We start from the raw sequence: 22,211 nt of genomic DNA on the forward strand, positions 1-22,211 counted from the left end.
GGGGTGAGTGAGACCGATCCGTGCGTGGGTGACCTGAGCGAGGGGGCGATCCTGCGACGGATCCTCGATCGCGTGGGTGCTTCCCGGGCGGAGGTCGGTCCGGGGGATGACGCCGCCGTGCTGTCGGCTCCCGACGGGCGCGTCGTCGCGACGGTGGACACCCTCGTGCACGGCCCGGACTTCCGGCTGGCATGGTCGAGCGCGTTCGACCTCGGCTGGAAGGCCGCCGCCGTGAACCTCGCCGACGTCGCCGCGATGGGCGCCCGCCCCACCGCGCTGCTGGTCGCCCTGGCGATGCCCGAGGAGACCCGCCTGTCATTCGTCGAGGGTCTCGCGGACGGCCTTCGCGCCGCCTGCGACGAGCTGGCGCCCGGCTGCGCCGTCGAGGGCGGCGACCTCACCGTCTCGGACACGCTCACGATCGCCGTCACTGCGCTGGGAGTGCTCGACGGGCGGGCCCCGGTGCTCCGCTCCGGCGCGCGGCCGGGAGACGTCGTGGCGGTCGCCGGCACGCTGGGCCGTGCCGCACGGGGACTCGGCATCCTGTTCTCCCGGTTCACGGATGCCGCAGGCTCGCCGACGGCGATCGACGAGACCGTACTCGGCGCCGCCGAGCGGGCCGATCTCGCGGTGCAGCTCCGCCCTTCTCCGCCGCTCCCGCTGGGCCCGGTCGCGGCGGACGCAGGGGCGACCGCGATGATGGATGTGTCCGACGGCCTGGTGCTCGATGCGTCCCGGCTGGCCGCGGCATCCGGGATCACCGTCCGCATCGACAGCTCGGCGCTGGGAGCGGATGCCGCGGCCGCCCTCTCCGGCGGTGAGGACCACGCGCTCCTCGCGACCTTCCCCGCCGGCACCCCGCTGCCCGACGGATTCCGGCGCGTGGGGGAGGCTGTCGCCAGAGCGGGGCACGATGTGCTCGTCGACGGCCATCCCCACGACGGCACCGCCGGCTGGGACCCCTACCGGGACTGGGACGCCGGACGCGGCTGATCCGCTTCAGTCGTCGGCGTCGTCCGCTGCCGGGGCGGCGGGACGCGACCACCACAGCGTGGTGTCGCCGTAGCGCTTCGAGCGATCGGCGACGAGCCCCGCAGGCAGCGCCGGCTCGGGGGAGCGGGAGGCCCGTTCGACGATCACGATCGCCCCGGGGGCGAGAGATCGCACGAGCAGTTCGAGGTTGTGCGCCAGGTCGTGCTCGGCCAGGTCGTACGGCGGGTCGACGAAGACGACGTCGAACGGCCCACGGACGGCCTGGAGGTAGGTGACGACGGCGCTCCGGTGCACCTCGATCGCGGCATCCCGCCCGATCGCCTTGGCCACCCGGGCCGCATTGCGCTGGACGACGGATGCCGCGCGCGGCGCCTTCTCGACGAGCTCGGCCCGGGCCGCTCCCCGGCTGACGGCCTCGAGCCCGAGGGCGCCGGACCCCGCGTACAGGTCGAGCACGGCGGCACCCCGGAGGGCGTCGGCGGACTCCAGGGCTCCGAAGAGGGACTCGCGCACGCGGTCGCTGGTCGGCCGGGTCCCGGCGTCCGGAACCTCGAGCGTGAGGGAGCCTGCCCGGCCGGCGATGATGCGCGTCACACGCCCACGATAGTCGGGGGCCTCACGGCGTGGTCGGTGCCGCGTCCTCTTCCCGCAGCCGCGGCTCGGTGCGATTCTCCGGCCGCAGCCCCGACTTGTCGGCGTAGAACGCCCGGACCGCATCCATGTCGGCGGAGACCTCGCCGCTGAGCTCGATCGTGGGGCCGAGGCCGGTCGTCATGGTCGTGCGGTCGACGTAGCCCAGCGTGACCGGCATGCCCGCCTCGCGGGCGATGCGGTAGAAGCCCGACTTCCAGTAGGCGCCCGCGCCGCGCGTGCCCTCCGGAGTCACGACAAGGCCGAACACCTCGCCGCTGCGGACGCGCGCGACGACGTCCGCGACGACGCTCTGGGGGTTCGCGCGGTCGACGGGGATCCCGCCGAGGGCCCGCATGATCGGTCCGCGCCATCCCCGGAAGAGGCTCTCCTTTCCCAGCCAGCGGAGGTGGATCCGCAGGCGCCAGGCGATCCCGAGCATCAGGACGAAGTCCCAGTTCGACGTGTGCGGCGCCCCGATCAGGACCGTGGGGCGCGAGGGCGCAGGGGTGGACGCGAAGGTCCAGCGACTGAAGGCCCAGTAGAGACGGGCGAGAAGCGAGCGGATCACCCCGCAACCGTACGCGTCCGACCTGGGCGCGTGCCCCGCAGCGCCGACAGCAGGGGTCGCCGCTCGCTTCTAGACTCGTGGCATGACGTCGTTCACCCTCGAGTCGCGCCTGGACGGCGCCGTGGGAGGCAAGACGGCGTCCGCGCTCGAGCGTGCGTTCGGCATGCGGACGGTCGGCGATCTGCTCTCGCACTACCCTCGCCGGTACGCCCGGCGCGGCGAGCTGACCCAGATCTCGTCGCTGCCCGTCGGCGAGGCGGTCACGATCGTGGCGGAGGTCCGGCGCGCGAGCGAGCGGCGCATGCAGAACCGCAACGGCTCGATCCTCGAAGTGGTGATCAGCGACGGCAACGGCGACCTCTCGCTCACGTTCTTCAACCAGTCCTGGCGCATCAAGGATCTGCATCCGGGCCGTCGCGGCATCTTCGCCGGGAAGGTCGGGGAGTACCGCGGCGCGAAGCAGCTTGCCCACCCCGACTACGAGCTGTTCGACGATGAGGCCACCGCGCGCCTCACCGCCGAGGCGAACGCGAACCTGCCGATCCCCATCTACCCCGCCACCAGCACGCTGGCGAGCTGGCAGCTGCAGAAGATCGTCGACCTCGTGCTCGACGGACTGGGCCCCGTGCCCGATCCGCTCCCCGACGAGCTGCGCATCCGCCACGCGCTCCTCGACGCGCGGACGGCGATCGAGCGCATCCACCGCCCGGAGTCCGACGACCAGATCGAGCCGGCGCGCCAGACGCTGCGGATGCACGAGGCGTTCGTGCTCCAGGCGGCTCTGCTGCAGCAGCGCGCGTTCGTCCGGGGGCTCTCGGCGACGAGGCGCGCACCGGGCTCGCTGCTGGAGCGCTTCGACGAGCTCCTGCCGTTCCCGCGCACCGCCGATCAGATCAGCGTCGGCGAACAGGTCGAGCGCGACCTTCAGGGCGACTGGCCGATGAACCGGCTCGTCCAGGGCGAGGTCGGCTCGGGCAAGACCCTCGTCGCCCTGCGCGCGATGCTCCAGGTGGCGCAGAGCGGCGGGCAGTCCGCCCTGATCGCCCCGACCGAGGTGCTCGCGGGCCAGCACATCCGCTCGATCGCGCGGATGCTCGGTCCGAAGCTCGCGCCGGAACTCATCCCCACGCTGCTCACGGGTCAGCTCACGGCCGCCGAGCGGCGCAAGGCCGCGCTCCGGGTGGCATCGGGGCAGGCCCGGATCGTCGTGGGCACCCACGCCCTGCTCAGCGAGAAGACGACCTTCGCCGACCTCGGCCTCGTCGTGGTGGACGAGCAGCACCGGTTCGGCGTCGAGCAGCGCGAGGCGCTGCGGGCCAAGGGGTCCTCGCCCCACGCCCTCGTGCTCACCGCCACGCCCATCCCGCGCACCGTCGCGATGACGGTGTTCGGCGACCTCGACGTGTCGACCATCCGCACGATGCCGGCCGGCCGGGCCGGGATCGAGACCTTCGTCGCACCGCTCGCCGAGAAGCCCGCGTGGTTCGGGCGCGTCTGGGACCGGATCGCCGAAGAGGTCCGGCAGGGCCGACAGGCCTTCGTGGTGTGCGCCGCGATCGATGCGGAGGCACTGCTCAAGGACGACACCGCCGACGAGCCTCCGGGCGACGTCGAGGGCGAGACGCCGAAGACCCGGTGGGGCGTGGTGCAGGTCGCCGACCTGCTGTCGCGGCATCCGGCGTTCTCCGACATCCGTGTCGAGATGCTGCACGGCAAGATGCCGTCCGACGAGAAGGACGCCGTGATGCAGGCCTACGCCCGCGGCGACATCGACGTGCTCGTTGCGACCACGGTGGTCGAGGTCGGCGTCGACGTGCCCAACGCCTCCACCATGGCGATCCTCGAGGCCGACCGGTTCGGCGTGTCGCAGCTGCACCAGCTGCGCGGGCGCGTCGGGCGCGGAGGGGTCCCTGGCCTGTGCCTGCTCGTCACCGAGGCGGGGGCCGGGTCGCCGGCACGCCAGCGTGTCGACGCGGTCGCGGCCACGCTCGACGGCTTCGAGCTCGCCGAGGTGGATCTCGAGCTCCGGGGCGAGGGCGACGTGCTCGGCGACGCGCAGTCGGGGGCGCGCTCGTCGCTCAAGCTGCTGAGGGTCGTCAAGGACGCCGACATCATCGCCGACGCGCGCGTCGCGGCCGAGCGCGTGCTGGAGGAGGACCCCCCCCTGCTGCGGCATCCGGGGCTCACCGCGGCCCTCGAGCGCCGGGTGGGCGTGGAGGAGCGCGCGGCGCTCGTGAAGAACTGACCGGACGGTCGTCGCCTCTTCGGGCGACCGCCGGCGGATAGGCTGACCACATGAACAGCCGGATCGCCGTCGTCCCAGGATCCTTCGATCCGCCGACCCTCGGTCATCTCGATGTGATCCGCCGTGCAGCCTCGCTCTACGACCAGCTGCACGTGCTCGTGGTGCACAACCCCGGCAAGGAGGCGATGCTCCCGCTCGCGCAGCGGCTCGCGCTGCTGGAGCAGTCGATCGCGGAGAGCGACATCGAGGGCGACGTGATCGTCGCCTCGTGGAGCATGGGTCTGCTGGTCGACTACGCGACGGATGTCGATGCCGGCGTGCTCGTGAAGGGGATCCGCTCACAGGTCGACGTCGCCTATGAGACGCCCATGGCGATCGTGAACCGGCATCTCGCCCACGTCGAGACGGTCTTCCTGCTTCCCGATCCGGCGCACGCCCTCGTCTCGAGCTCGCTCGTGCGGCAGGTGGCCTCCCTCGGCGGCGACGTCTCGCCGTTCGTGCCCGACGCGGTCGCGCGGTTCCTCGACACGGGCGCCCGCGGTCACTGACGCTCCCGGGCCCCGCACAGCGCAGCGCCACTACGATGGGGGATCGTGGTCAGACAGCATGCGACAGGTCCGTTCGTGATGAAGGTGCGCGATATCGTGCACCGTCCCGGCGAGATGCGCGAATTCTCGTTCGAGGTGCCCGCCCCGGAGAAGTGGGGCGAGGGACTGGTGTCCGTCGATGCGGGCGTTCCGATCGATCTCGACGTCCGCCTCGAGTCCGTCCACGAGGGGATTCTCGTGTCGGGCAGCATCGCGACGGTGTACGCGGGAGTCTGCGGACGATGCCTCACCGACATCGCCGAACCCGTCGAAGTCGAGTTTCAGGAGCTTTTCGCGTATCCTGGAGAGGAAGCAACTGACTTCGAGGTTCAAGACGACCACGTGGATCTTGAAACTCTGGTCAGGGATGCGATTGTCCTGTCGTTTCCGTTTCAGCCGGTGTGTCAGCCGGATTGCCCCGGCCTTGATCCGGCTACGGGTGAGCGGATGACCGTCAGCACCGGCGCAGAGCCGCGCGAGCCCCTCGATACTCGTTGGGCCGCGCTCCAGGACTACACCACAGACCACGACGACGACGCCCCGCGCGCCGGCGCCGAGAACACAGAAGAGAGCTAGCCATGGCAGGTAACCCCCCGAAGCGGAAGGTCTCCCGCTCCAACACGCGTTCGCGTCGTGCTCAGTGGAAGGCGGCGCCCATCACGCTGACCACCACGGTCGAGAACGGCAAGACCGTCTACAGCCGTCCCCACCAGGCGAAGGTCGTCACGGACTCGCAGGGCACCGAGCTGTTCCTCGAGTACAAGGGCCGCAAGGTCGCCGACGTCTGATAGACGCACACGACCGGTCGTGACAGACGTCACCGGCGAGCGCCTCGCGCTCGCAGACCTCGCACAGAAGCTCGGAGTCGATATCGACCCCGAGCTTCTGTCGCTCGCGCTCACCCATCGATCGTGGGCGTACGAGAACGGCCAGGTGCCGCACAACGAGCGCCTCGAGTTCCTCGGGGACTCCGTGCTCGGGCAGGCGGTCACCGTGCGGCTGTTCACCGCTCACCCCGAGCTCGAAGAGGGCTCGCTGGCGAAGCGGCGCGCCAGCGTCGTGTCGACGGTCGCCCTCGCCGAGATCGCGCGGCGCATCGGGCTGGGGGAGTACCTCATGCTCGGACGCGGTGAAGACCTCACCGGCGGCCGCGACAAGGACTCGATCCTCGCCGACACGATGGAAGCGCTCATCGGCGCGACGTACATGTCGGCCGGCCCGGAGGCGGCGACCGCCCTCGTGCTGCGCCTCGTCGAGCCGCTGCTCGCCGACCCCGAGCGCTACGGCGCCTCGATGGATCCCAAGACGAGCCTGCAGGAGCTCGCTGCCCGCACCGGCGCGCAGCCTCCCGCGTACTCGGTGTCTTCCACCGGACCCGACCACGACCGACGGTTCACGGCCACCGTGGTCGTCGGCGACGTCTCCGCCCACGGCGTCGGGACCAGCAAGAAGCAGGCCGAGATGGCCGCCGCACTGACCGCCTGGCAGGAGCTCAGCGGGCGTGCCTGAACTACCCGAGGTCGAGGTCGTCCGTGCCGGCCTCGCTCCCGCGGTCACCGGTGCCACCGTGCTCGGCGTCTCCGTGCTCGATGAGCGCGCGCTCACCAGGCACGCGGGCGACGGCGCCCACTTCGAGGCCGCGCTGACCGGCCGGGTCATCCGCTCGGCCGCCCGTCGCGGCAAGTTCCTCTGGCTGCCGCTCGAGGCCCGGGCGAGCGGCGCCGAACCCACCGAGGCGCTGGTCGGCCACCTCGGGATGAGCGGCCAGGTCCTCCTGCGGTCTCCCGGCGCCGCCCCGGAGCGCCATGAGCGGGTGCGGATGGACCTCGCGCACCCCACGCACGGGGAGGTGTCGGTCGTGTTCGCCGACCAGCGCACCTTCGGCTCGCTCGCCATCGACGAGCTCATCCCCACCCCTGACGGGGCGCCCGGCGGCTACGGCGGGGCGGAGGCATCCGTTCCCCGGCAGGTGGCGCACATCGCCCGCGATCCGCTCGATCCCGCCTTCTCGGATGCCGCCTTCCGCCGCGCGCTCGCCCGCAAGGGCTCGGCCATCAAGCGCGTGCTCCTCGACCAGACCGTCATCAGCGGGGTCGGGAACATCTACGCCGACGAGTCGCTGTGGGCGGCGCGCATCCACCCCGAGACGCAGGCAGGCGATCTGGCGACGCGAGCGGTGAACCGGCTGCTCGGCGAGGTGCGGCGCGTGCTCGAGAAGGCGCTGGCCGAGGGCGGCACCAGCTTCGACGCGCAGTACGTCAACGTCAATGGGCAGGCCGGCTACTTCGCGCATTCGCTCAACGCCTACGGCCGCACCGGCGAGCCGTGCCCTCGGTGCGGTCGGCCGATCGTGAGGGTCTCGTTCACCAACCGGTCGAGCCACTTCTGCCCGCACTGCCAGCGCGGGCCCCGGCCGCGGCATCCCTTCTCCCCTGAGAGCGGGTGCCGCGGCCGCCCCAGGGCACACCGTGAGCGTCTTCTTCCACGCGCCGGCATAGGACGCGGGCACGAAGCCGATCGCCTCGTTGATGTCGAGCATGTGCCGGTTCTCCTCGGCATTGAACGTCGACACGCGCGGCGACTCGGGCACGAGGTCGCGCCAGCGCAGCAGGTTGGCGCACTTGACCACCGTGCCCAGCCGGTGACCTCGATGCTCCTTCAGGACGAGCGTGCCGTACTGCGAGGTCGCACCGGTGCGGTCCTCGGCGATCACGAGCTCGTTGTACGCGGCGATCGTGCCGGTCGGAATGTGCTGCACCGCGGCGACGGAGACGGTGAGTCCCTGTGCCCGCTGCCGGGCGTCGCGGCGCTCGACGCGCGCGGCGTCCCAGTGCTGCTCGTCCACGACCATCCCGCCCGTGGGCGCGTCGGTCGACATGCGCGAGAGCACGTACGCGAACCCGTCGCGGTGTTCGGCCGGCGTCGGCGCCGTCCAGGAGACGACGCGGAAGTCCGGACCGGCCGCCTCGGTCGCCTCGGCGAGCATGCGCTCGACGACTTCGAACTCGCCGGTCAGGTCGAAGACGCTGTTGCGCTCCACCTGCTCGAGCGCGAAGCCGTTCGCGAGCTGGAACACCGTCTGCCGGTCCTCAGCGGGGATCGAGCCGTAACCGGTCGGGGGATGCAGGTGCTCGCCGGGCTGATCCGGGCGGTGCAGCGTCCACGTCTGGATGGTGGCGAGTCCGCGCTCCCGCGCCTCGCGCTCGACCTCGGCGAGGAGCAGCTCCTCCGCGCCCCGGCCCCACATCGGCGGGTCGACCATGAGATCGAACTCGACCGTGGAGGCATCCGGCTCGTTCGAGACCATCATCTTGACGACGCCGAGCACCGTGCCGTCGCGCTCCACCGCGAAGGCCGGCTGCGTCCAGTCCGTCTGGTCGTGCAGGAAGCCCAGCATCTCGTCGGCGTCCTCGTGCAGATAGTCGTGACCCGCGTCGTGGAGGCACACCGCGTTGGCGATGCGCACCATCTCGAGGAACAGACCGGCATCGGGAGCGTCGACGGACGCGGGGACCGGGATCGGGCGGACCACCAGCGTGGCCGCCTGTGCGAGATCAGTCATGACAGCACCTTCTTCCATGCGCCCTCGTACGCGATCGGGACGAAGCCGATCGCCTCGTTGATGTCGAGCATCGGGCGATTCTCTTCTGCGTTATAGGTGATGACGCGCGGTGAGTCCGGCGCGAAGTCGCGCCAGGACAGCAGCCCCGCGCACTTCACGAGGGTGCCGAGCTTGTGCCCGCGATGCTCCTTCAGCACCAGCGTGTCCTCCTGGTGGCTCGCCTCGGTGCGGTCCTTGCCCACGACGAGCTCGTTGAAGGCGCACAGCTCCCCGGTGGCGATGTGCTGCGCGGCGGTCACCTGGATGGTGCGGCCGGACCCGGTGTACTTCGCGTCGTGCTCGGCGATGCGCGCGGCGTCCCACACCTCCTCGTCGAACTCCATGTCGGCGGAGGGTGCGTCGGTGACCATGCGGGACTTCATCCACGCGTAGCCGTCGACGTACTCCGCCGGCGTCGGTGCGGACCACTGCACGATCCGGTAGTCCGCGGACGCGGTTCGGGCCTCGGCGAGCAGCCGCTCGACGGTGTCGAACGGTGCCGTCAGATCGAACGCGCTGTTGCGCTCGACCTGCTCGAGCGTGTACCCGTGGTGCTGGAAGAACCGGGCTGCATGATCCTCGGGGATCTCTCCGAATCCGGTCGGCGGCGTGAGCGTCGGGCCAGGTGCGGCGGGGTGCTCGGCCCACGACTGCAGCACGCTGCGGCCGTTCTCGCGAGCCGTGCGCTCGATCAGCTCGTAGGCGGCGGAGCCGATGCCGCGGCCCCAGCTGTCGCGGAGCAGCTCGATGAGCCAGAAGGCCACCTTCGACCCGTCCTCGAGCGGGAAGTCGACGGCGGCCCGCCCGATGATCGCCCCGTCGTCGACGACCACCCACATGTTGCGCTGTTCGTAATCGTTGGGCTTGAAGTGCGGGAGCAGTTCGTCGGCGACGATGCTGTGATCGCCGTGGCCGGAGATCTCGCGGTAGATGTCGTTGCGCACGCGGACCATCTCGATGAAGTCGGAGGCATCGGGTGCGTCGATCGATTCCGGTACCACCAGCGGGCGGAACTCGATGTCGGTCAGGGTGTTCATGATCGTGCGTCCTTCGGTATGCGGGGGAAGTGGAGGGTGGGGGTCCGTCGCCCGATTCGTGGGGCGACGGACCCCGGTGGCCGTCACGGCCGGGGCGCGAGGAGTGCCTCGCGGAGGTAGCCGTGCTCGCGGGTCGCGGTGGCGGCGTGGGCACGGTGCGCACGAGCGTGCCGCTCGCGATCGTCGGTGAGTCGCGGGGTCCTCGTCCCCCAGATCAGCAGCCGCAGCCCGATGTGAAGGGCGATGCGGTCGGCGAGCGAGGTGCGGGGGTCGCGGCTCTGAAGCCGCAGCGTATCGGGGATGCCCGACGTGCGCTGCGGCGCGTGGATTGTACTCATGATGGTTCTCTTCCGGATGGATGGGAGGCGGATGCCCGGACCACGCGGGGTCGGGCGGGGGATGCCGTGCCGCAGCACGACGGGGATGACGGCAGGGAGATGCGCTCAGCACCCGGGAACGGGGCGGCGCAGGAGGATCATGCCCTCGAGAGGGCAGAGTTCTCCCCTGCGGGGGTCAGCCGGCGGTGTGAACGCAGGCGTTCTGGAACGTGCCGAAGGAGCGGGTCCCCGGCGCAGAAACACGAGCCGCTTCGCCGGTTGGGGCGACGACTCCAGTGGTGTTCATGTGCATCATTTCGGGGACCTCCTTTCTCAACTTCGGACGCGGAGAGTGACACTAGCGCGGATTCGGATGCGACGTCAAGCGTTTTCGCAGATTCGGCGGACGACGGGCGTGTCGCGCGCGCCGCACGACCCTGTGGACAGTGTCCGGAGCGGGTCGCGGCGCTCTGGTACGTTGTGCCGTCGCCTGGAGTCAGCCGGGCTCCGATCGCAGAAGAGAGAACCCCTTGGCAGAGTCCACCGAACCCACCGCCGAGTCCGCCCCGAACGCGACGGACGCCGTCGCGATCGTGCCCGCAGAGACCGCCGTCGTCGACAGCGAATCGAAGGCACCGGCGGCACCCGACGCGGGCGACGAGGCGCCGGAGACAGGGATCTCCGCTCCGGAGCCCGGTCCCGAGCGCGTGGGTCGCGGCATCCTGCTGTCTCTGCTCATCATCCCGGCAGGCGTGCTCGCCTGGACGATCATCTGGCAGCTCGGCTTCATGAGCGCGATCGTCGCGTTCGGCGTGGCGGTCGGCGCGGCCTGGCTCTATCGCCGTGGGTCGGGTGGCCGCATCGGCGCGGTCGGCATCGCCGCGACGATCGTCGTGACCCTCGTCACCCTGGTGCTCGCCTTCCTGGCCGGAATCGCCGCCGATCTGGCGACGTTCCTGGAGATCGACCTGCTCACGGCCATCGGCTCCGCGGAGTTCTGGGACCTGTACGTGCTCAACGTGACCGACAACCCCGAGCTCTGGGAGCAGCTGACCCCCGACATCCTGTTCGCGCTGCTCTTCGCCGCGCTCGGCACCTTCAGCGTCTTCTGGAACCTCGCCAAGGCGGCCAAGGCGGCCAAGGCGGCGAAGCAGGCCGACGCAGCCTGACCCGGCGGTGCTTCCGGGCGGGGCCCTCGCCCTCCGGTAGCCTGGGGACGCCCGGAATGTCGGGCGTCCCCAGGCTGTGGCAGGCCGACACCGCGGAGGCGACCAGATGCACCTGAAGAGCGTGACGCTCAAAGGGTTCAAGTCGTTCGCCCAGCCCACGACGTTCGCTCTCGAACCGGGGGTGACCTGCATCGTCGGCCCCAACGGCTCGGGCAAGTCGAACGTCGTCGACGCCCTGGCGTGGGTCATGGGGGAGCAGGGCGCGAAGACCCTCCGCGGCGGCAAGATGGAGGACGTCATCTTCGCCGGAACCGCGACGCGCGGTCCGCTCGGCCGGGCCGAGGTGCAGCTGACGATCGACAACAGCGACGGTGCGCTTCCGATCGAGTACTCCGAGGTCACCATCAGCCGGACGCTGTTCCGCAACGGCGCCAGCGAGTATGCGATCAACGGGGACGTCTGCCGGCTGCTCGATGTGCAGGAGCTGCTCAGCGACTCCGGCCTCGGCCGTGAGATGCACGTCATCGTCGGACAGGGGCGCCTCGACAGCGTGCTCCAGGCCTCGCCCGAGGACCGCCGCGGCTTCATCGAAGAGGCGGCGGGGATTCTCAAGCACCGACGACGCAAGGAGAAGACCCTCCGCAAGCTCGAGGCGATGGAGGCGAACCTCACCCGCCTGAGCGACCTGGCAGGCGAGCTGCGGCGACAGCTCAAGCCGCTCGGGCGCCAGGCCGAGATCGCTCGGGAGGCGGCGACGATCGCGGCCGTGGTCCGCGACGCCAAGGCTCGGCTCTTCGCCGACGAGGTCGTCGCGCTGCGCGCCGAGCTCGCCTCGCACACGAGGAGCGAGCAGGAGCGCCTCGGCGAACGCCTGGTGCTGCAGGATCAGCTCGACAATGCCCGGGCGCGGCTGGAGCAGCTCGAGGCCGAGCAGCGCTCCGAGGCGGTCGACCAGGCGCGGCAGGTGACCTACGGCTTGGAACGGGTCCAGGAGAGGCTTCGCAGCCTGTACGCGCTCGCGGGGCAGCGCCTCGCCCTGCTCGGCGAGGCCGAGGACGACGAGCGGATCGAGCTCACCACGGTCTCCCAGGCGATGATCGACGAAGCGCGCGCCGAGATCCAGGAGATCGGCGACGGGCTGGGGGGTGCTCAGGATGCCGCGGCCGAAGCGTCGCGGCAGGTGATCCGCGCCCGCGCCGAGCTCGATGCCCTCGACACCGACATCGCCGCCCAGAGCGCGCTCGTCTCCGAGCACGACATGCGCCTGACGGCTCTGCAGGGCTCGGCGGACGCCGCCGCCTCCGCGCTGGCCGCCGTGCGCGCGGCCGTCGACCGTCAGCAGCGCGCGTTCGATGCCGCGCTCGCACGTCGCGCGGAGGCCGCGGAGATCCTGGCCGGGGTCGACCCCGACCTCGTCCCCGAAGGGTCCTCCGCGGAGTATGCGAGCGCCTACGAGCGGGCGCAGCGCGAGGCGAACGATGCCGAGGGGAACGTCGGCACACTGCGGGAGCGGCTGCACGCCGCCGAGCGCGAGGTCGAAGCGCTGACCGCCCAGACCTCGGCGCTCGGCCGCGCCCTCGGCGGGAGGAACGCCGCCGCCGAGATCGTCGCGCGCGGCGCCGCCGGTGTGCGAGGCCTGCTCGGGGACTCCGTCAAGATCACCGCCGGCTACGAGGCCGCCATCGCCGGCGCCCTCGGCCCGCTCGTCGAGGGGATCCTCGTCGAGACGCGCGCACACGCCGTCGCCACGGCGCGGCTCGCGCGTGACGGCGACCTCGGCGCCGTCGACATCGCGATCGCCGACGCCGGGTCGTCGCGCCCGTCGTTCCCCGCACTCGACGGGATCACTCCTGCCCGCGACGTCGTCTCGGCGCCCGAGGGCGTGCTCGGCATCCTGTCCTACGTGGTCGTCGCGGACGACTTCGATGCCGCCCTTGCGGCCGGTCCGGCGCTGGCGGCGGCCGACGTGGGAGGGCCCGTCACGATCGTCACGCGCTCGGGAGAGGTCGTCACCGAGTTCACCGTCCGCGCCGGCACCGGGCAGGGCCGCTCCCGCCTCGAACTGGCGGCGGAACGGGATGCCGCCTCCGAGCGCCGCGACGAGATCGCCGTGGTCGCCGACTCGCTGCGGGAGGCGCTGGCCGAGGCCGCGGGCACCCTGGAGTCGGGCCGTCAGCGCACCAAGGCGGCGCTGACCACGCTCCGCGAGCACGACGCCGCACTGGCCGCCCACACCGAGCAGGTCAACCGCGCCACCGTGCGGCATGAAGCGGCCGTGGCCGAGTGCGAGCGCCTGGCAGCCGGACTCGCGCAGGCCGCCACCGCGGTCGAGGAAGCAGAGGGCTCGGCACGGTCGGCGGAAGACCAACTGAGGTCGGCCCTCGAGGCTCCGCGGCCGATGCTCGACGCCTCCGCACGTGAGGGCATGCTCGCCGCGCTCGAGTCCGCGCGCGATGCCGAGATGCGCGCTCGCCTCGACGTCGAGACGCTGAAGGAGCGCATCCGCGCGGGCGAGGCGCGGGTCGCCGGCCTCGAGCGTCAGCGCGAGCGGGAACGGGATGCCGCGGCCGAAGCCGCCCGGCGGTCGGTCGTCCGACGCGCGCAGCGCGAGACCGCTGCGGCTGTCGCGGCGCAGCTGCCGGCGGTGCTCGACTCGCTGGAGCGCTCGCTCGTGCAGGCGCGCCTCGAGCTCGTCCGGGCCGAGGCCGAGCGCACCGCGCTGACCGCCGAGCTCACCGACCTGCGCGCCCGGGAGTCGGTTGCCCGCGAACGGCTGGCGGGGCTCACCGAGAGCGTGCACAGCCTCGAGCTGCAGATCCACGAGAAGCGCCTGCACGTGTCGGGGATCCTCGAACGCGTCTCCTCCGAGCTCGGGCTCGACGAAGACATTCTCGTTTCGGAATATGGTCCCGATCAGCCGGTTCCCGTCGCCGACGCGACTGACGGGCAGGATGCCGGGGCCGAGGCATCCGTTCCGTACGATCGCGCCCAGCAGCGGCGCCGCCTGCAGGACGCGGAACGCAAGCTCGGCCAGCTGGGGCGCGTGAACCCGCTGGCCCTGGAGGAGTTCGCCGCGCTCGAGCAGCGCCACAGATTCCTCACCGAGCAGCTCGCCGACCTCGCCCAGACCCGCAAGGACCTGATCACGATCATCGACGAGCTCGACGAGCGGATGCAGGTGATCTTCCTCGCCGCGTTCGAGGACACCCGCACGGCGTTCGGCGAGGTCTTCCCGATCCTCTTCCCGGGCGGTTCGGGGAGCATCTCGCTCACCAACCCGGACGAGCCGCTCACGACGGGGATCGAAGTCGCGGTGCGTCCCGTCGGCAAGAAGATCGAGCGGCTCTCGCTGCTGTCGGGAGGGGAGCGGTCGCTGGCCGCCGTCGCACTGCTCACGGCCATCTTCAAGGCGCGGCCGAGCCCGTTCTACATCCTCGACGAGGTGGAGGCGGCGCTCGACGACGCGAACCTCGGCCGCCTGCTCGGCGTCTTCGAGCAGCTGCGCGAGTCGAGTCAGCTCATCGTGATCACGCACCAGAAGCGCACCATGGAGATCGCCGACGCGCTGTACGGCGTGTCGATGCGTCAGGACGGCGTCTCGGCCGTGGTCGGACAGCGGCTCGGGGAGCGCGCCGCCAGCTGAAATCCAGGCCTGATCTGCCTATATCGCTTTTGCGGCACTCGCACTACGGTTGCGCCATGAACCTCGCCGCGCAACGGCGCGTGAGCGTGATCGCCCTCGCCGTGACTGCTGTCCTGCTCTCCGCCTGTTCGCCCGCCTCGAACTCGGCGGCGACGCCCAGTGCGTCGACCTCGAAGCCGTCGAAGACGCCGGACTCGACGCCATCCAGCTCCCCGACGGTCGAGCCGGCGGAGGAGGACCTGGTCGACCTCGCGTTCGGGAACACCGAAGACAGCGTCAAGCCTGAATGGCAGATCGGATGGGCGGACCCGTTCGCGGTCGATGAGGGCTTTGCCGTGCTCGCGGCGGACGACGGCGCAGGTTCGTGGTCGTATACGGAGACGGCGACCGCGTGCGAGATCCACTTCTACCAGGGCCAGATCTTCGATCTCGACTACACCCAGGACGACCGCGCCGCATCTGATCAGATGCTCGCCACACTCGCGACGGGCACCCCGACTCCGGAGGACATCGCCTCCATCGCTGCCAGCGCCGGCGACTTCGCATTCGGCACCGAACCGGGTGAGGGAGCGGTGGAAGCCCGCATCATCGGCGGAACGTTTCCCGACGGACGAACCATCGTCCAGGCGACGCGGATGTTCGGCACTCGTGGCGGCGGGATCACCGTATCGCTGGCGTGCCCCGCGGGCGTGGACGCATCGAACGAGTTCGGCCGGCTTGCGGAGAGCCACCTCCGGGTCGTGGTGGCGGAGTGAAGCGGCGGTGGGACTGCGCTGTGCTCGCCTGTGCCGCGGTCCTCATGAGTTCGGGGTGCACTGCCACAGCCGGTGACCCCGCTGGCGGGATGGCGGAGGCGACTAAGTCTGTCCCGCCGCCCTCATCGACGCGCGTCGACCCCGCCCCCACCCCCGAACCTATCGATCTTGGCTTCGGCGCAGAGGAGGAGCAGGTCACCGGGTCTTGGCTCATGGGATGGGTTCCTCCGTTCCCGGATGGCGACGAACGATTCGAGGAGAGCGTGTCTGACGACCAACCACCTGTTCGCGAGATCTTCGACACGGAGAACGGGTGCAGCATCCTGATGGAGGTCAGCGGACTCACACAAGAGGAGGTGCCCGAGAACGATCGCGTGATCTCGGACACGATACTTGCGCGGAGTGTGGTGGAGTCGCCCTCGAGCGCGGACATCGACACAATGGGGGCGGTTGCGACCGATGACGCGCTCTGGCAGGAGGATGAGACCGCGACCATGGACTTCCGCGTTTGGCACGGTGCCTCCGAGGAGGGAACGGTTGTTCTGGCGGCGCGCGGCTTCGGAGAGATGGCGGCGGGATTGCTCCTTGGAGTCCTCTGCCCTCCGGGCGGAGATGCGGTGACGGAGTACAGGGAGTTCGTAGACGATCACGCCCGCATCATGGTGCGGTGGCCCGAAGACGAGTGATCGCCGACCGGGTGCGAGGCGCGCACGCTGCCCGCCTAGGCTGGATGCATGGCTGAGAGCTCCTGGTCGCTGGGTCGCGCGCTGCGCGGCATGTTCGTCAAGCCCACGATCGACGAGACCACGTGGGACGACCTCGAGACGGCGCTGCTCACGGCGGACTTCGGCCCCGACATCTCGGAGCGCATCGTCGAAGAGCTGCGCGAGAAGGTGGAGCGGTTCCGCACCACCGACCCCAAGGACCTTCAGCGCATGTTGAAGGAGACCCTCGAGGAGCACTTCGCCAAGTTCGACACGACGCTGCGGCTCACGGAGCGTCCCGCCGTCGTGCTCGTCGTCGGGGTCAACGGCGTCGGCAAGACGACCACGATCGGCAAGTTCGCGAAGTTCCTGCAGCGCTACGGACGCACCGTCGTGGTGGGAGCCGCCGACACGTTCCGCGCCGCCGCGGTCGATCAGCTCGCCACGTGGGCCGAACGAGGCGGAGCCGCGATCGTCCGGCCCCAGCAGGAAGGGCAGGATCCGGCATCCGTCGCCTTCCAGACCATCGAGTACGCGAAGCAGACAGGCACCGAGATCGTGCTGGTCGACACCGCAGGCCGCCTGCACACCAAGGGCGGGCTCATGGACGAGCTCGGCAAGATCCGGCGCGTCATCGAGAAGCAGGCGCCGATCAGCGAGGTCCTGCTCGTGCTCGACGCCACGACCGGCCAGAACGGCGTGCTGCAGGCGCAGGCGTTCCTCGAGCACGCCGGCGTGACCGGCCTCGTGCTCACGAAGCTCGACGGCTCCGCCCGCGGCGGCTTCGTCCTCGCGGTGCAGGAGCGCACCGGCATCCCCGTGAAGCTGCTCGGTCAGGGCGAGGGGATCGGCGACCTGACGGGCTTCACCCCCCACGTTTTCGCGGCGTCGCTCGTCGACTGAATCGCGCCCCGACATGTCGCGCACGTAACGGATCCGCGCGACTCGCGCTGAGGGGTACCGTCTGGGCGTCGAGGCTGGTTTCATGGGGTCATGGCGATCGAGCACGACTACTTCGGACTCCTCGAGTCCGGGCCGGACGGATCGATCTTCTGGTCCGAGAACGTCGAACTGGGAGACCAGTCCGTCACGGTCGATCTGACCGCGCCCGACCAGGAGGACGTCTCCGAGGCCGCGCTGGACGTGGCGGCGGGACTGATCGCATCCATCGAGACGATCGACCGCGTGGCCCGCAATGCGATGGTGGACGAGCTCAACGACCGCACGAGCGAGGTGACCGAGTACATCCTGCAGCAGCAGCAGACGCTCGGCGACGAGCTCGAAGCCCTGCTCGTCGACATCTCGGGCGACGTGCAGATCGACGTGATCCGCTCCCTCCAGTTCATGAGCATGACGATCCTCGCCGACGAGCACGGCGGCGCCGACCCGTTCGCGGTGCTCGAGTACGCCCTCGATCCGGATGCGACGGACGACGTCCTCCTGGTCAACCTCGACTCCGAGGCTGCAGTCCTGTCGGTGACCAGCGCCGAGTGACCGGGTGCAGACCTTCCTGCCCTTTCCGTCCTTCCGCGAGTCGGCGGCCGCGCTCGACCCGCTGCGACTGGGCAAGCAGCGCGTCGAGACGCTGCAGCTGCTGAGAGCCAACACGATCCCCGACTACGGCTGGCGGCACCATCCGGCGGCGAAGATGTGGGCCGGCCGGCTGCCGGCTCTGGTGGCCTACGGGCTCGCGATGACGGATGCCTGGACCGCCCTCGGGCGGGCCGACACCGTTCGCGCGCAGCTGCTCGAATTCGTGCCCGACGTCGATGGAGTGCCGGAGGACGAGCTCGAGCTGCCGCGGTGGCTGGGAGACCCGGACTTCCACCGCTCTCACCGCTCGAACCTCGTGCGCAAGGACCCGGAGTTCTACCGCCCGCTGTTCGGGGACGTCCCCGACGACCTTCCCTACATCTGGCCGAAGCCCTAGATCGGCGGCGCCGATCAGACCGCTTGCGCGAAGGTGAGTCCGTCCTGGGCGATGTCCTGCGCGAGGTGCGAGAGCTCGGGCGGGATGTCCCGGCCCTTCGAGACCATGGACTGAGCCCACAGCCGCCCGGCGCGATAGGACGAGCGCACGAGCGGTCCGGCGAGGACGCCGAGGAACCCGATGCGCTGCGCCTCCTCCTTGAACTCGACGAACTCCTGCGGCTTCACCCAGCGGGCCACCGGCAGATGCCGCGGCGAAGGCCGGAGGTACTGCGTGATCGTGATGATGTCGGTGCCGGCGTCGCGAAGATCCTGGAGCGCCTGCACGACTTCTTCGGGCTCTTCGCCCATGCCCAGGATGAGGTTCGACTTGGTGATGAGTCCGGCATCCCTGGCCAGCGTGAGCACCCCCAGCGACCGGTCGTAGCGGAAGGCCGGGCGGATCCGCTTGAAGATCCTGGGCACGGTCTCGACGTTGTGCGCGAAGACCTCGGGCCGGCTGTCGAAGACCTCGGTGAGGAGGGCGGGGTCGCCGTTGAAGTCGGTGGCGAGGATCTCGACCCCGGTGTGCGGGTTCTCCGCGTGGATGCGGCGGACGGTCTCGGCGTGCAGCCAGGCGCCGCCGTCGGGCAGGTCGTCCCTGGCGACGCCGGTCACCGTGGCGTAGCGCAGCTGCATCCGCACGACGCTCTCGGCCACCCGTCGCGGCTCGTCGATGTCGTAGTCGGCGGGCTTCCCGGTGTCGATCTGGCAGAAGTCGCAGCGACGCGTGCACTGCGATCCGCCGATCAGGAACGTGGCCTCGCGGTCCTCCCAGCACTCGTAGATGTTGGGGCAGCCCGCCTCCTGGCAGACGGTGTGCAGCTCCTCCTTCTTCACGAGCGCATGGAGCGCCTGGTACTCCGGGCCCATCTTCGCCTTGGTCTTGATCCACTCGGGCTTGCGCTCGATCGGCGTCTGGGCGTTGCGCACCTCGAGGCGCAGCAGCTTCCGCCCGTCCGGTCCGCTCGCGGGGGCAGCTGCAGGGGTGCCGCAGGCGCTCATGCCGGGACTCCGGCGAACTCGGCGGCGAAGACGCGGGACACGGTGTCGAGCACGTCGGCGGGCGCGACATCCGCTCCGACCACCTCGCTGATCGTGGTGACCCCGGCGTCGGTGATCCCGCACGGGATGATGCCGCGGAACCCGGCGAGCGAGTTGTCGCAGTTCAGGGCGAAGCCGTGCATCGTGACGCCGCGCTGGACGCGCACGCCGATCGCGGCGATCTTGTCCTCGCCGAGGGGGCGCCGCACCCAGACGCCGCTGCGGCCTTCGACGCGGTACCCGTCGACGTCGTGCTCCTGCAGCGCCTCGATCAGCAGATGCTCGATGCGCCGGACGTGGGCGACCACGTCGACGGGCTCGGCCAGCCGGACGATGGGATAGCCGACGAGCTGACCGGGTCCGTGCCAGGTGATCTTGCCGCCGCGATCCACATCCACCACGGGCGTGCCGTCGGTCGGACGCTCGTGCCGCGCGGTGCGAGCGCCTGCGGTGTAGACCGCCTCGTGCTCGAGGAGCAGCAGCGTGTCGGCGTGCGTTCCGGCGACCACGTCGGCATGCACGCTGCGCTGCAGCGCCCAGCCGTCGAGAAAGGGCACGTAGTCCGGGGAGAGGCCGACCGTCTGGATCTCGAGCATGATGCTCCTCCGCTTGTGGCGATTGATGGATCGAGTGCAACATTACGCCAGTGTCGACCGCACGCAACGCCGCGCTAGCGTGTGGGGGATGAGCAGCACCGGACGCGTGGGAAGGCCCAAAGCCTCGTCGAGGGAGACTCTGGCCGAGGCCGCGTGCGAGCTGTTCCTGGAGCAGGGCTTCGAGGCGACCTCCATCGCCGACATCACGCGCCGGGCCGGTGTGAGCCGGTCGAGCTTCTTCAACTACTTCGCCTCCAAGTCCGACATCCTGTGGGCGGGCCTCGATGAGCGGCTGGCGGGGCTCGAGCGGCGCCTCTCCGCCGATGAGGACGCGGACGCCGCGGCCTCGGTCCGCGCGGGGGTTCTCGAGATCGGGAAGGGCTTCGCCCCGGACAGCCTCGCGCTCGCCGCGGTGAACGCCACCGCGATGGGCCTCGACGCCGAGCTCGCACGCGAGGCCGCGATGCGGCGCTCCCGGATCGCGCGGGCGGTGGCCGAGCGACTGGCACGCGGCGGAGCGGACCGGCTCCACGCCGAGGTCGCCGGTGCGGCGTGGGGCGGGGCGGTGCTCGCGGCGGTGGAGGCGTGGGCCCACGACGGCGCCGGGGTGACATCGCTCGACCGGTTCCTCGCCCGGGCGGCCGATGCCGCCGCGGTCACCTCGGGGATCGGGCCGTCCGGCACCGTCCGCCAGCTGCGCGTCGTCGTGCAGGCATCCGAGTTCGACGAGGCGCTCGCGTTCTACCGCGATGTGGTGGGCATGCCGCAGGCCGAGGCCTACGAGGCCGAGGGCGGCGCGCGCGTCGCCATCCTCGACGCCGGACGCGCGACGCTCGAGATCGCCAATGCGGCGCAGGTGAGGTTCATCGATGCGGTCGAGACCGCCGGCGGCACGAGCGATCGCATCCGCCTGGGGCTCGAGGTCGACGACACCGCGGCGATGGTCGCACAGCTCGAGGCGGGCGGGGCCGAGGTCGAGGCATCCGCTCGCGAGACGCCCTGGCGCTCGGTCAACGCGCGGCTGCGCGGTCCGGCCGGGCTCCAGTTGACGCTCTTCCAGGAACTCGGGCCGGAGTAGCGCGGACGAAACGCCGGATGCCGGACACGTACGGAGTGACACCACCCCGACGATGGAGGCACCATGACCCGCGATCCGCTCGACGATCTGCTCGATCGCTCCGCGCCGGCCGCCCGGGCAGCGACCGAGTCCGACCTGGAGGCGATGATCGGCGCGGCGCGCCGAGAGGTGCCGCCCCGCCGGCGGCGACGGATCGCTGCTCTCTCGGGCGCCCTCGCGATCGTGCTCGTGGGAGGTGCCGGCGTCGCGACCGCGACGGACGGGTTCCGTTGGATCCCGTGGGTGCAGGAGCCCGTGGGCGCGGTGTCGTTCACCATGCCGAACGGGCTCGACTGCGAACTGCGGTTCTCGGAGTACCGGGGCGGCGCTGACCCGACGTACGTCGCCGAGGTCAACCGCGCCCTCGAAGAGTGGTACCGCACGGCTGATGTCGTCGCAGAAGCGCAGGCGCTCCTCCCTCAGAAGCGGGAGCACTACGCCGCGATGAGGACGGCCGAGGAGCAAGCCGCACTCGAGGCGCAGCTGGCGGAGCTGTCGCCGACGGAGCGCGCTGAGGAGATGGCGCACAACGCCTGGGTGGACGAGTGGATCGCGTGGGACCTCGTCGTGAGCGACCTCGAGACTCAGGCGCTGAGGGACGTCGGCTTCACGATCCCCGATCCTGGCCTCGTCGACAGCGAGCGCAACGGGCAGATCCAGTGCTTCGACGTCGACGGTGAGCCCTACCCGGCGGGTGCCGGTTCGTGAGCCGCGGCGACGATCGTCTCACCCAGGCGCTGGCCGCGGCATCCGCCGATCTGCTCGCCTACCTGCAGCGCCGGGTCGGGCCAGGCGACGCTCCCGACCTGCTCGGCGAGACCATGGTGATCGCGTGGCGGCGGGTCGGCGACCTTCCGAGGGACCCCGAGCAGGCCCGCATGTGGCTGTTCGGCATCGCGCGCGGCACGCTGCTGAACCACGCACGCGGGGAGCGCCGACGGTGGGCGCTGTCCGATCGCATCCGCGGCCACGCGGCGACGGATGCGGCAGCCCCGCCCGCCGACGCGGGCATCGAGGTCCGCGACGCGATCGGCCGGCTCGAGCCCGACCTCGCGGAGCTCGTGCGGCTCGTCCATTGGGAGCGGCTCACGCTCGTCCAGGCCGCCGACCTGCTCGGCATCCCCGACTCGACGGCGCGAAGCAGGTACCAGCGGGCGAAGGAGCAGCTCCGGGCTGCGCTCGGCGTCGCTGTCGCCTGAGTGCGAGCAGGCGGCGGGAGGCGGCATCCGCTCGC

Annotated in this window: 22 protein-coding genes and 2 pseudogenes; 17 read left to right on the forward strand and 7 right to left on the reverse strand. The window is 70.9% G+C overall.

The genetic code is table 11. From position 1 onward, the window contains the following. Positions 1-3 precede the first annotated feature (3 nt). Positions 4-993, forward strand: a complete 990-nt coding sequence (thiL, locus tag SOM19_RS08190) for a thiamine-phosphate kinase (protein ID WP_320486041.1) — start codon at positions 4-6, stop codon at positions 991-993. Positions 994-999: 6 nt separating this feature from the next. Here thiL and rsmD read toward each other — a convergent pair whose 3' ends face one another. Next, positions 1,000-1,587, reverse strand: a complete 588-nt coding sequence (gene rsmD / locus SOM19_RS08195) for a 16S rRNA (guanine(966)-N(2))-methyltransferase RsmD (protein ID WP_320486042.1) — start codon at positions 1,585-1,587, stop codon at positions 1,000-1,002. Positions 1,588-1,609: 22 nt separating this feature from the next. After that, positions 1,610-2,194: a 1-acyl-sn-glycerol-3-phosphate acyltransferase gene (locus tag SOM19_RS08200; protein WP_320486043.1), complete on the reverse strand. Its 585-nt coding sequence runs from the start codon at positions 2,192-2,194 to the stop codon at positions 1,610-1,612. A gap of 82 nt (positions 2,195-2,276) precedes the next feature. Here SOM19_RS08200 and SOM19_RS08205 point away from each other — a divergent pair, with 82 nt between their 5' ends. From SOM19_RS08205 to mutM, 6 genes and pseudogenes are all read left to right on the forward strand, one after another. Further along, complete coding sequence (locus SOM19_RS08205; RefSeq protein ID WP_320486044.1) at positions 2,277-4,439, forward strand: ATP-dependent DNA helicase RecG; 2,163 nt, start codon at positions 2,277-2,279, stop codon at positions 4,437-4,439. Between the two features lie 50 nt (positions 4,440-4,489). Further along, complete coding sequence (coaD, locus tag SOM19_RS08210; protein WP_320486045.1) at positions 4,490-4,987, forward strand: pantetheine-phosphate adenylyltransferase; 498 nt, start codon at positions 4,490-4,492, stop codon at positions 4,985-4,987. 114 nt (positions 4,988-5,101) lie between these two features. Then, positions 5,102-5,602 carry a YceD family protein gene (locus SOM19_RS08215; RefSeq protein WP_320486692.1) on the forward strand — a complete coding sequence of 167 codons (501 nt, stop codon included), beginning with the start codon at positions 5,102-5,104 and terminating at the stop codon, positions 5,600-5,602. A 2-nt stretch (positions 5,603-5,604) separates the two neighbouring features. Continuing rightward, complete coding sequence (rpmF, locus tag SOM19_RS08220; protein WP_055965500.1) at positions 5,605-5,814, forward strand: 50S ribosomal protein L32; 210 nt, start codon at positions 5,605-5,607, stop codon at positions 5,812-5,814. A 19-nt stretch (positions 5,815-5,833) separates the two neighbouring features. Beyond that, positions 5,834-6,535, forward strand: coding sequence for a ribonuclease III (rnc, locus tag SOM19_RS08225; RefSeq protein ID WP_320486046.1), 702 nt, complete (start codon positions 5,834-5,836; stop codon positions 6,533-6,535). Further along, positions 6,528-7,430, forward strand: a pseudogene (gene mutM / locus SOM19_RS08230) (bifunctional DNA-formamidopyrimidine glycosylase/DNA-(apurinic or apyrimidinic site) lyase); the annotation flags it as partial. The gene rnc and the pseudogene mutM, both read left to right, overlap by 8 nt. A 729-nt stretch (positions 7,431-8,159) precedes the next feature. Here the strand turns inward: mutM and SOM19_RS08235 are convergent. The 3 genes and pseudogenes from SOM19_RS08235 to SOM19_RS08245 form a co-directional block, all read right to left on the reverse strand. Then, positions 8,160-8,606 (reverse strand): annotated as a pseudogene (locus SOM19_RS08235) (GNAT family N-acetyltransferase); the annotation flags it as partial. After that, a complete protein-coding gene (locus SOM19_RS08240) occupies positions 8,585-9,664 on the reverse strand; it encodes a GNAT family N-acetyltransferase (RefSeq protein ID WP_320486047.1) in 1,080 nt (359 codons plus the stop codon). The pseudogene SOM19_RS08235 and the gene SOM19_RS08240, both read right to left, overlap by 22 nt. A gap of 83 nt (positions 9,665-9,747) precedes the next feature. Further along, on the reverse strand, positions 9,748-10,002 hold the full coding sequence (locus SOM19_RS08245; RefSeq protein WP_320486048.1) for a hypothetical protein: 255 nt from the start codon (positions 10,000-10,002) through the stop codon (positions 9,748-9,750). Positions 10,003-10,511: 509 nt separating this feature from the next. Between SOM19_RS08245 and SOM19_RS08250 the strand changes: the two genes are divergently transcribed. The 7 genes from SOM19_RS08250 to SOM19_RS08280 all read left to right on the forward strand — a co-directional run bounded on the left by SOM19_RS08250 (position 10,512) and on the right by SOM19_RS08280 (position 18,182). Then, positions 10,512-11,150 (forward strand): hypothetical protein, encoded by a 639-nt coding sequence (locus SOM19_RS08250; protein ID WP_320486049.1) that lies wholly within the window; start codon positions 10,512-10,514, stop codon positions 11,148-11,150. 106 nt (positions 11,151-11,256) lie between these two features. Then, on the forward strand, positions 11,257-14,793 hold the full coding sequence (smc, locus tag SOM19_RS08255) for a chromosome segregation protein SMC (RefSeq protein WP_320486050.1): 3,537 nt from the start codon (positions 11,257-11,259) through the stop codon (positions 14,791-14,793). Positions 14,794-14,849: 56 nt separating this feature from the next. Beyond that, complete coding sequence (locus tag SOM19_RS08260) at positions 14,850-15,548, forward strand: hypothetical protein (RefSeq protein ID WP_320486051.1); 699 nt, start codon at positions 14,850-14,852, stop codon at positions 15,546-15,548. 89 nt (positions 15,549-15,637) lie between these two features. Then, positions 15,638-16,234, forward strand: a complete 597-nt coding sequence (locus tag SOM19_RS08265) for a hypothetical protein (RefSeq protein WP_320486052.1) — start codon at positions 15,638-15,640, stop codon at positions 16,232-16,234. 48 nt (positions 16,235-16,282) lie between these two features. Then, on the forward strand, positions 16,283-17,155 hold the full coding sequence (gene ftsY / locus SOM19_RS08270; protein WP_320486053.1) for a signal recognition particle-docking protein FtsY: 873 nt from the start codon (positions 16,283-16,285) through the stop codon (positions 17,153-17,155). 90 nt (positions 17,156-17,245) lie between these two features. Next, a complete protein-coding gene (locus SOM19_RS08275; RefSeq protein WP_320486054.1) occupies positions 17,246-17,746 on the forward strand; it encodes a DUF2004 domain-containing protein in 501 nt (166 codons plus the stop codon). A 4-nt stretch (positions 17,747-17,750) separates the two neighbouring features. Further along, entirely contained in the window at positions 17,751-18,182 is a 432-nt protein-coding gene (locus SOM19_RS08280) for an MSMEG_6728 family protein (RefSeq protein ID WP_320486055.1), read from the forward strand. 14 nt (positions 18,183-18,196) lie between these two features. Here the strand turns inward: SOM19_RS08280 and lipA are convergent, their stop codons facing one another. Both lipA and lipB read right to left on the reverse strand, forming a co-directional pair. Beyond that, a complete protein-coding gene (gene lipA, locus SOM19_RS08285; RefSeq protein ID WP_320486056.1) occupies positions 18,197-19,225 on the reverse strand; it encodes a lipoyl synthase in 1,029 nt (342 codons plus the stop codon). Beyond that, complete coding sequence (lipB, locus tag SOM19_RS08290; protein WP_320486057.1) at positions 19,222-19,860, reverse strand: lipoyl(octanoyl) transferase LipB; 639 nt, start codon at positions 19,858-19,860, stop codon at positions 19,222-19,224. The genes lipA and lipB overlap by 4 nt, the downstream gene beginning before the upstream one ends. Positions 19,861-19,948: 88 nt before the next feature. Here lipB and SOM19_RS08295 point away from each other — a divergent pair, with 88 nt between their 5' ends. The 3 genes from SOM19_RS08295 to SOM19_RS08305 all read left to right on the forward strand — a co-directional run bounded on the left by SOM19_RS08295 (position 19,949) and on the right by SOM19_RS08305 (position 22,176). Continuing rightward, the gene (locus SOM19_RS08295; RefSeq protein WP_320486058.1) at positions 19,949-20,938 is read left to right on the forward strand and encodes a TetR family transcriptional regulator; all 990 of its coding nucleotides are present in this window, start codon (positions 19,949-19,951) and stop codon (positions 20,936-20,938) included. A 63-nt stretch (positions 20,939-21,001) separates the two neighbouring features. Then, the gene (locus SOM19_RS08300; protein WP_320486059.1) at positions 21,002-21,685 is read left to right on the forward strand and encodes a hypothetical protein; all 684 of its coding nucleotides are present in this window, start codon (positions 21,002-21,004) and stop codon (positions 21,683-21,685) included. Continuing rightward, positions 21,682-22,176: an RNA polymerase sigma factor gene (locus tag SOM19_RS08305; RefSeq protein ID WP_320486060.1), complete on the forward strand. Its 495-nt coding sequence runs from the start codon at positions 21,682-21,684 to the stop codon at positions 22,174-22,176. Before SOM19_RS08300 ends, SOM19_RS08305 begins: the two co-directional genes overlap by 4 nt. Positions 22,177-22,211 lie beyond the last annotated feature (35 nt).

The organism is Microbacterium sp. CFBP9034 (genome assembly GCF_034045255.1).
In the GTDB taxonomy this organism is placed as follows: domain Bacteria; phylum Actinomycetota; class Actinomycetes; order Actinomycetales; family Microbacteriaceae; genus Microbacterium.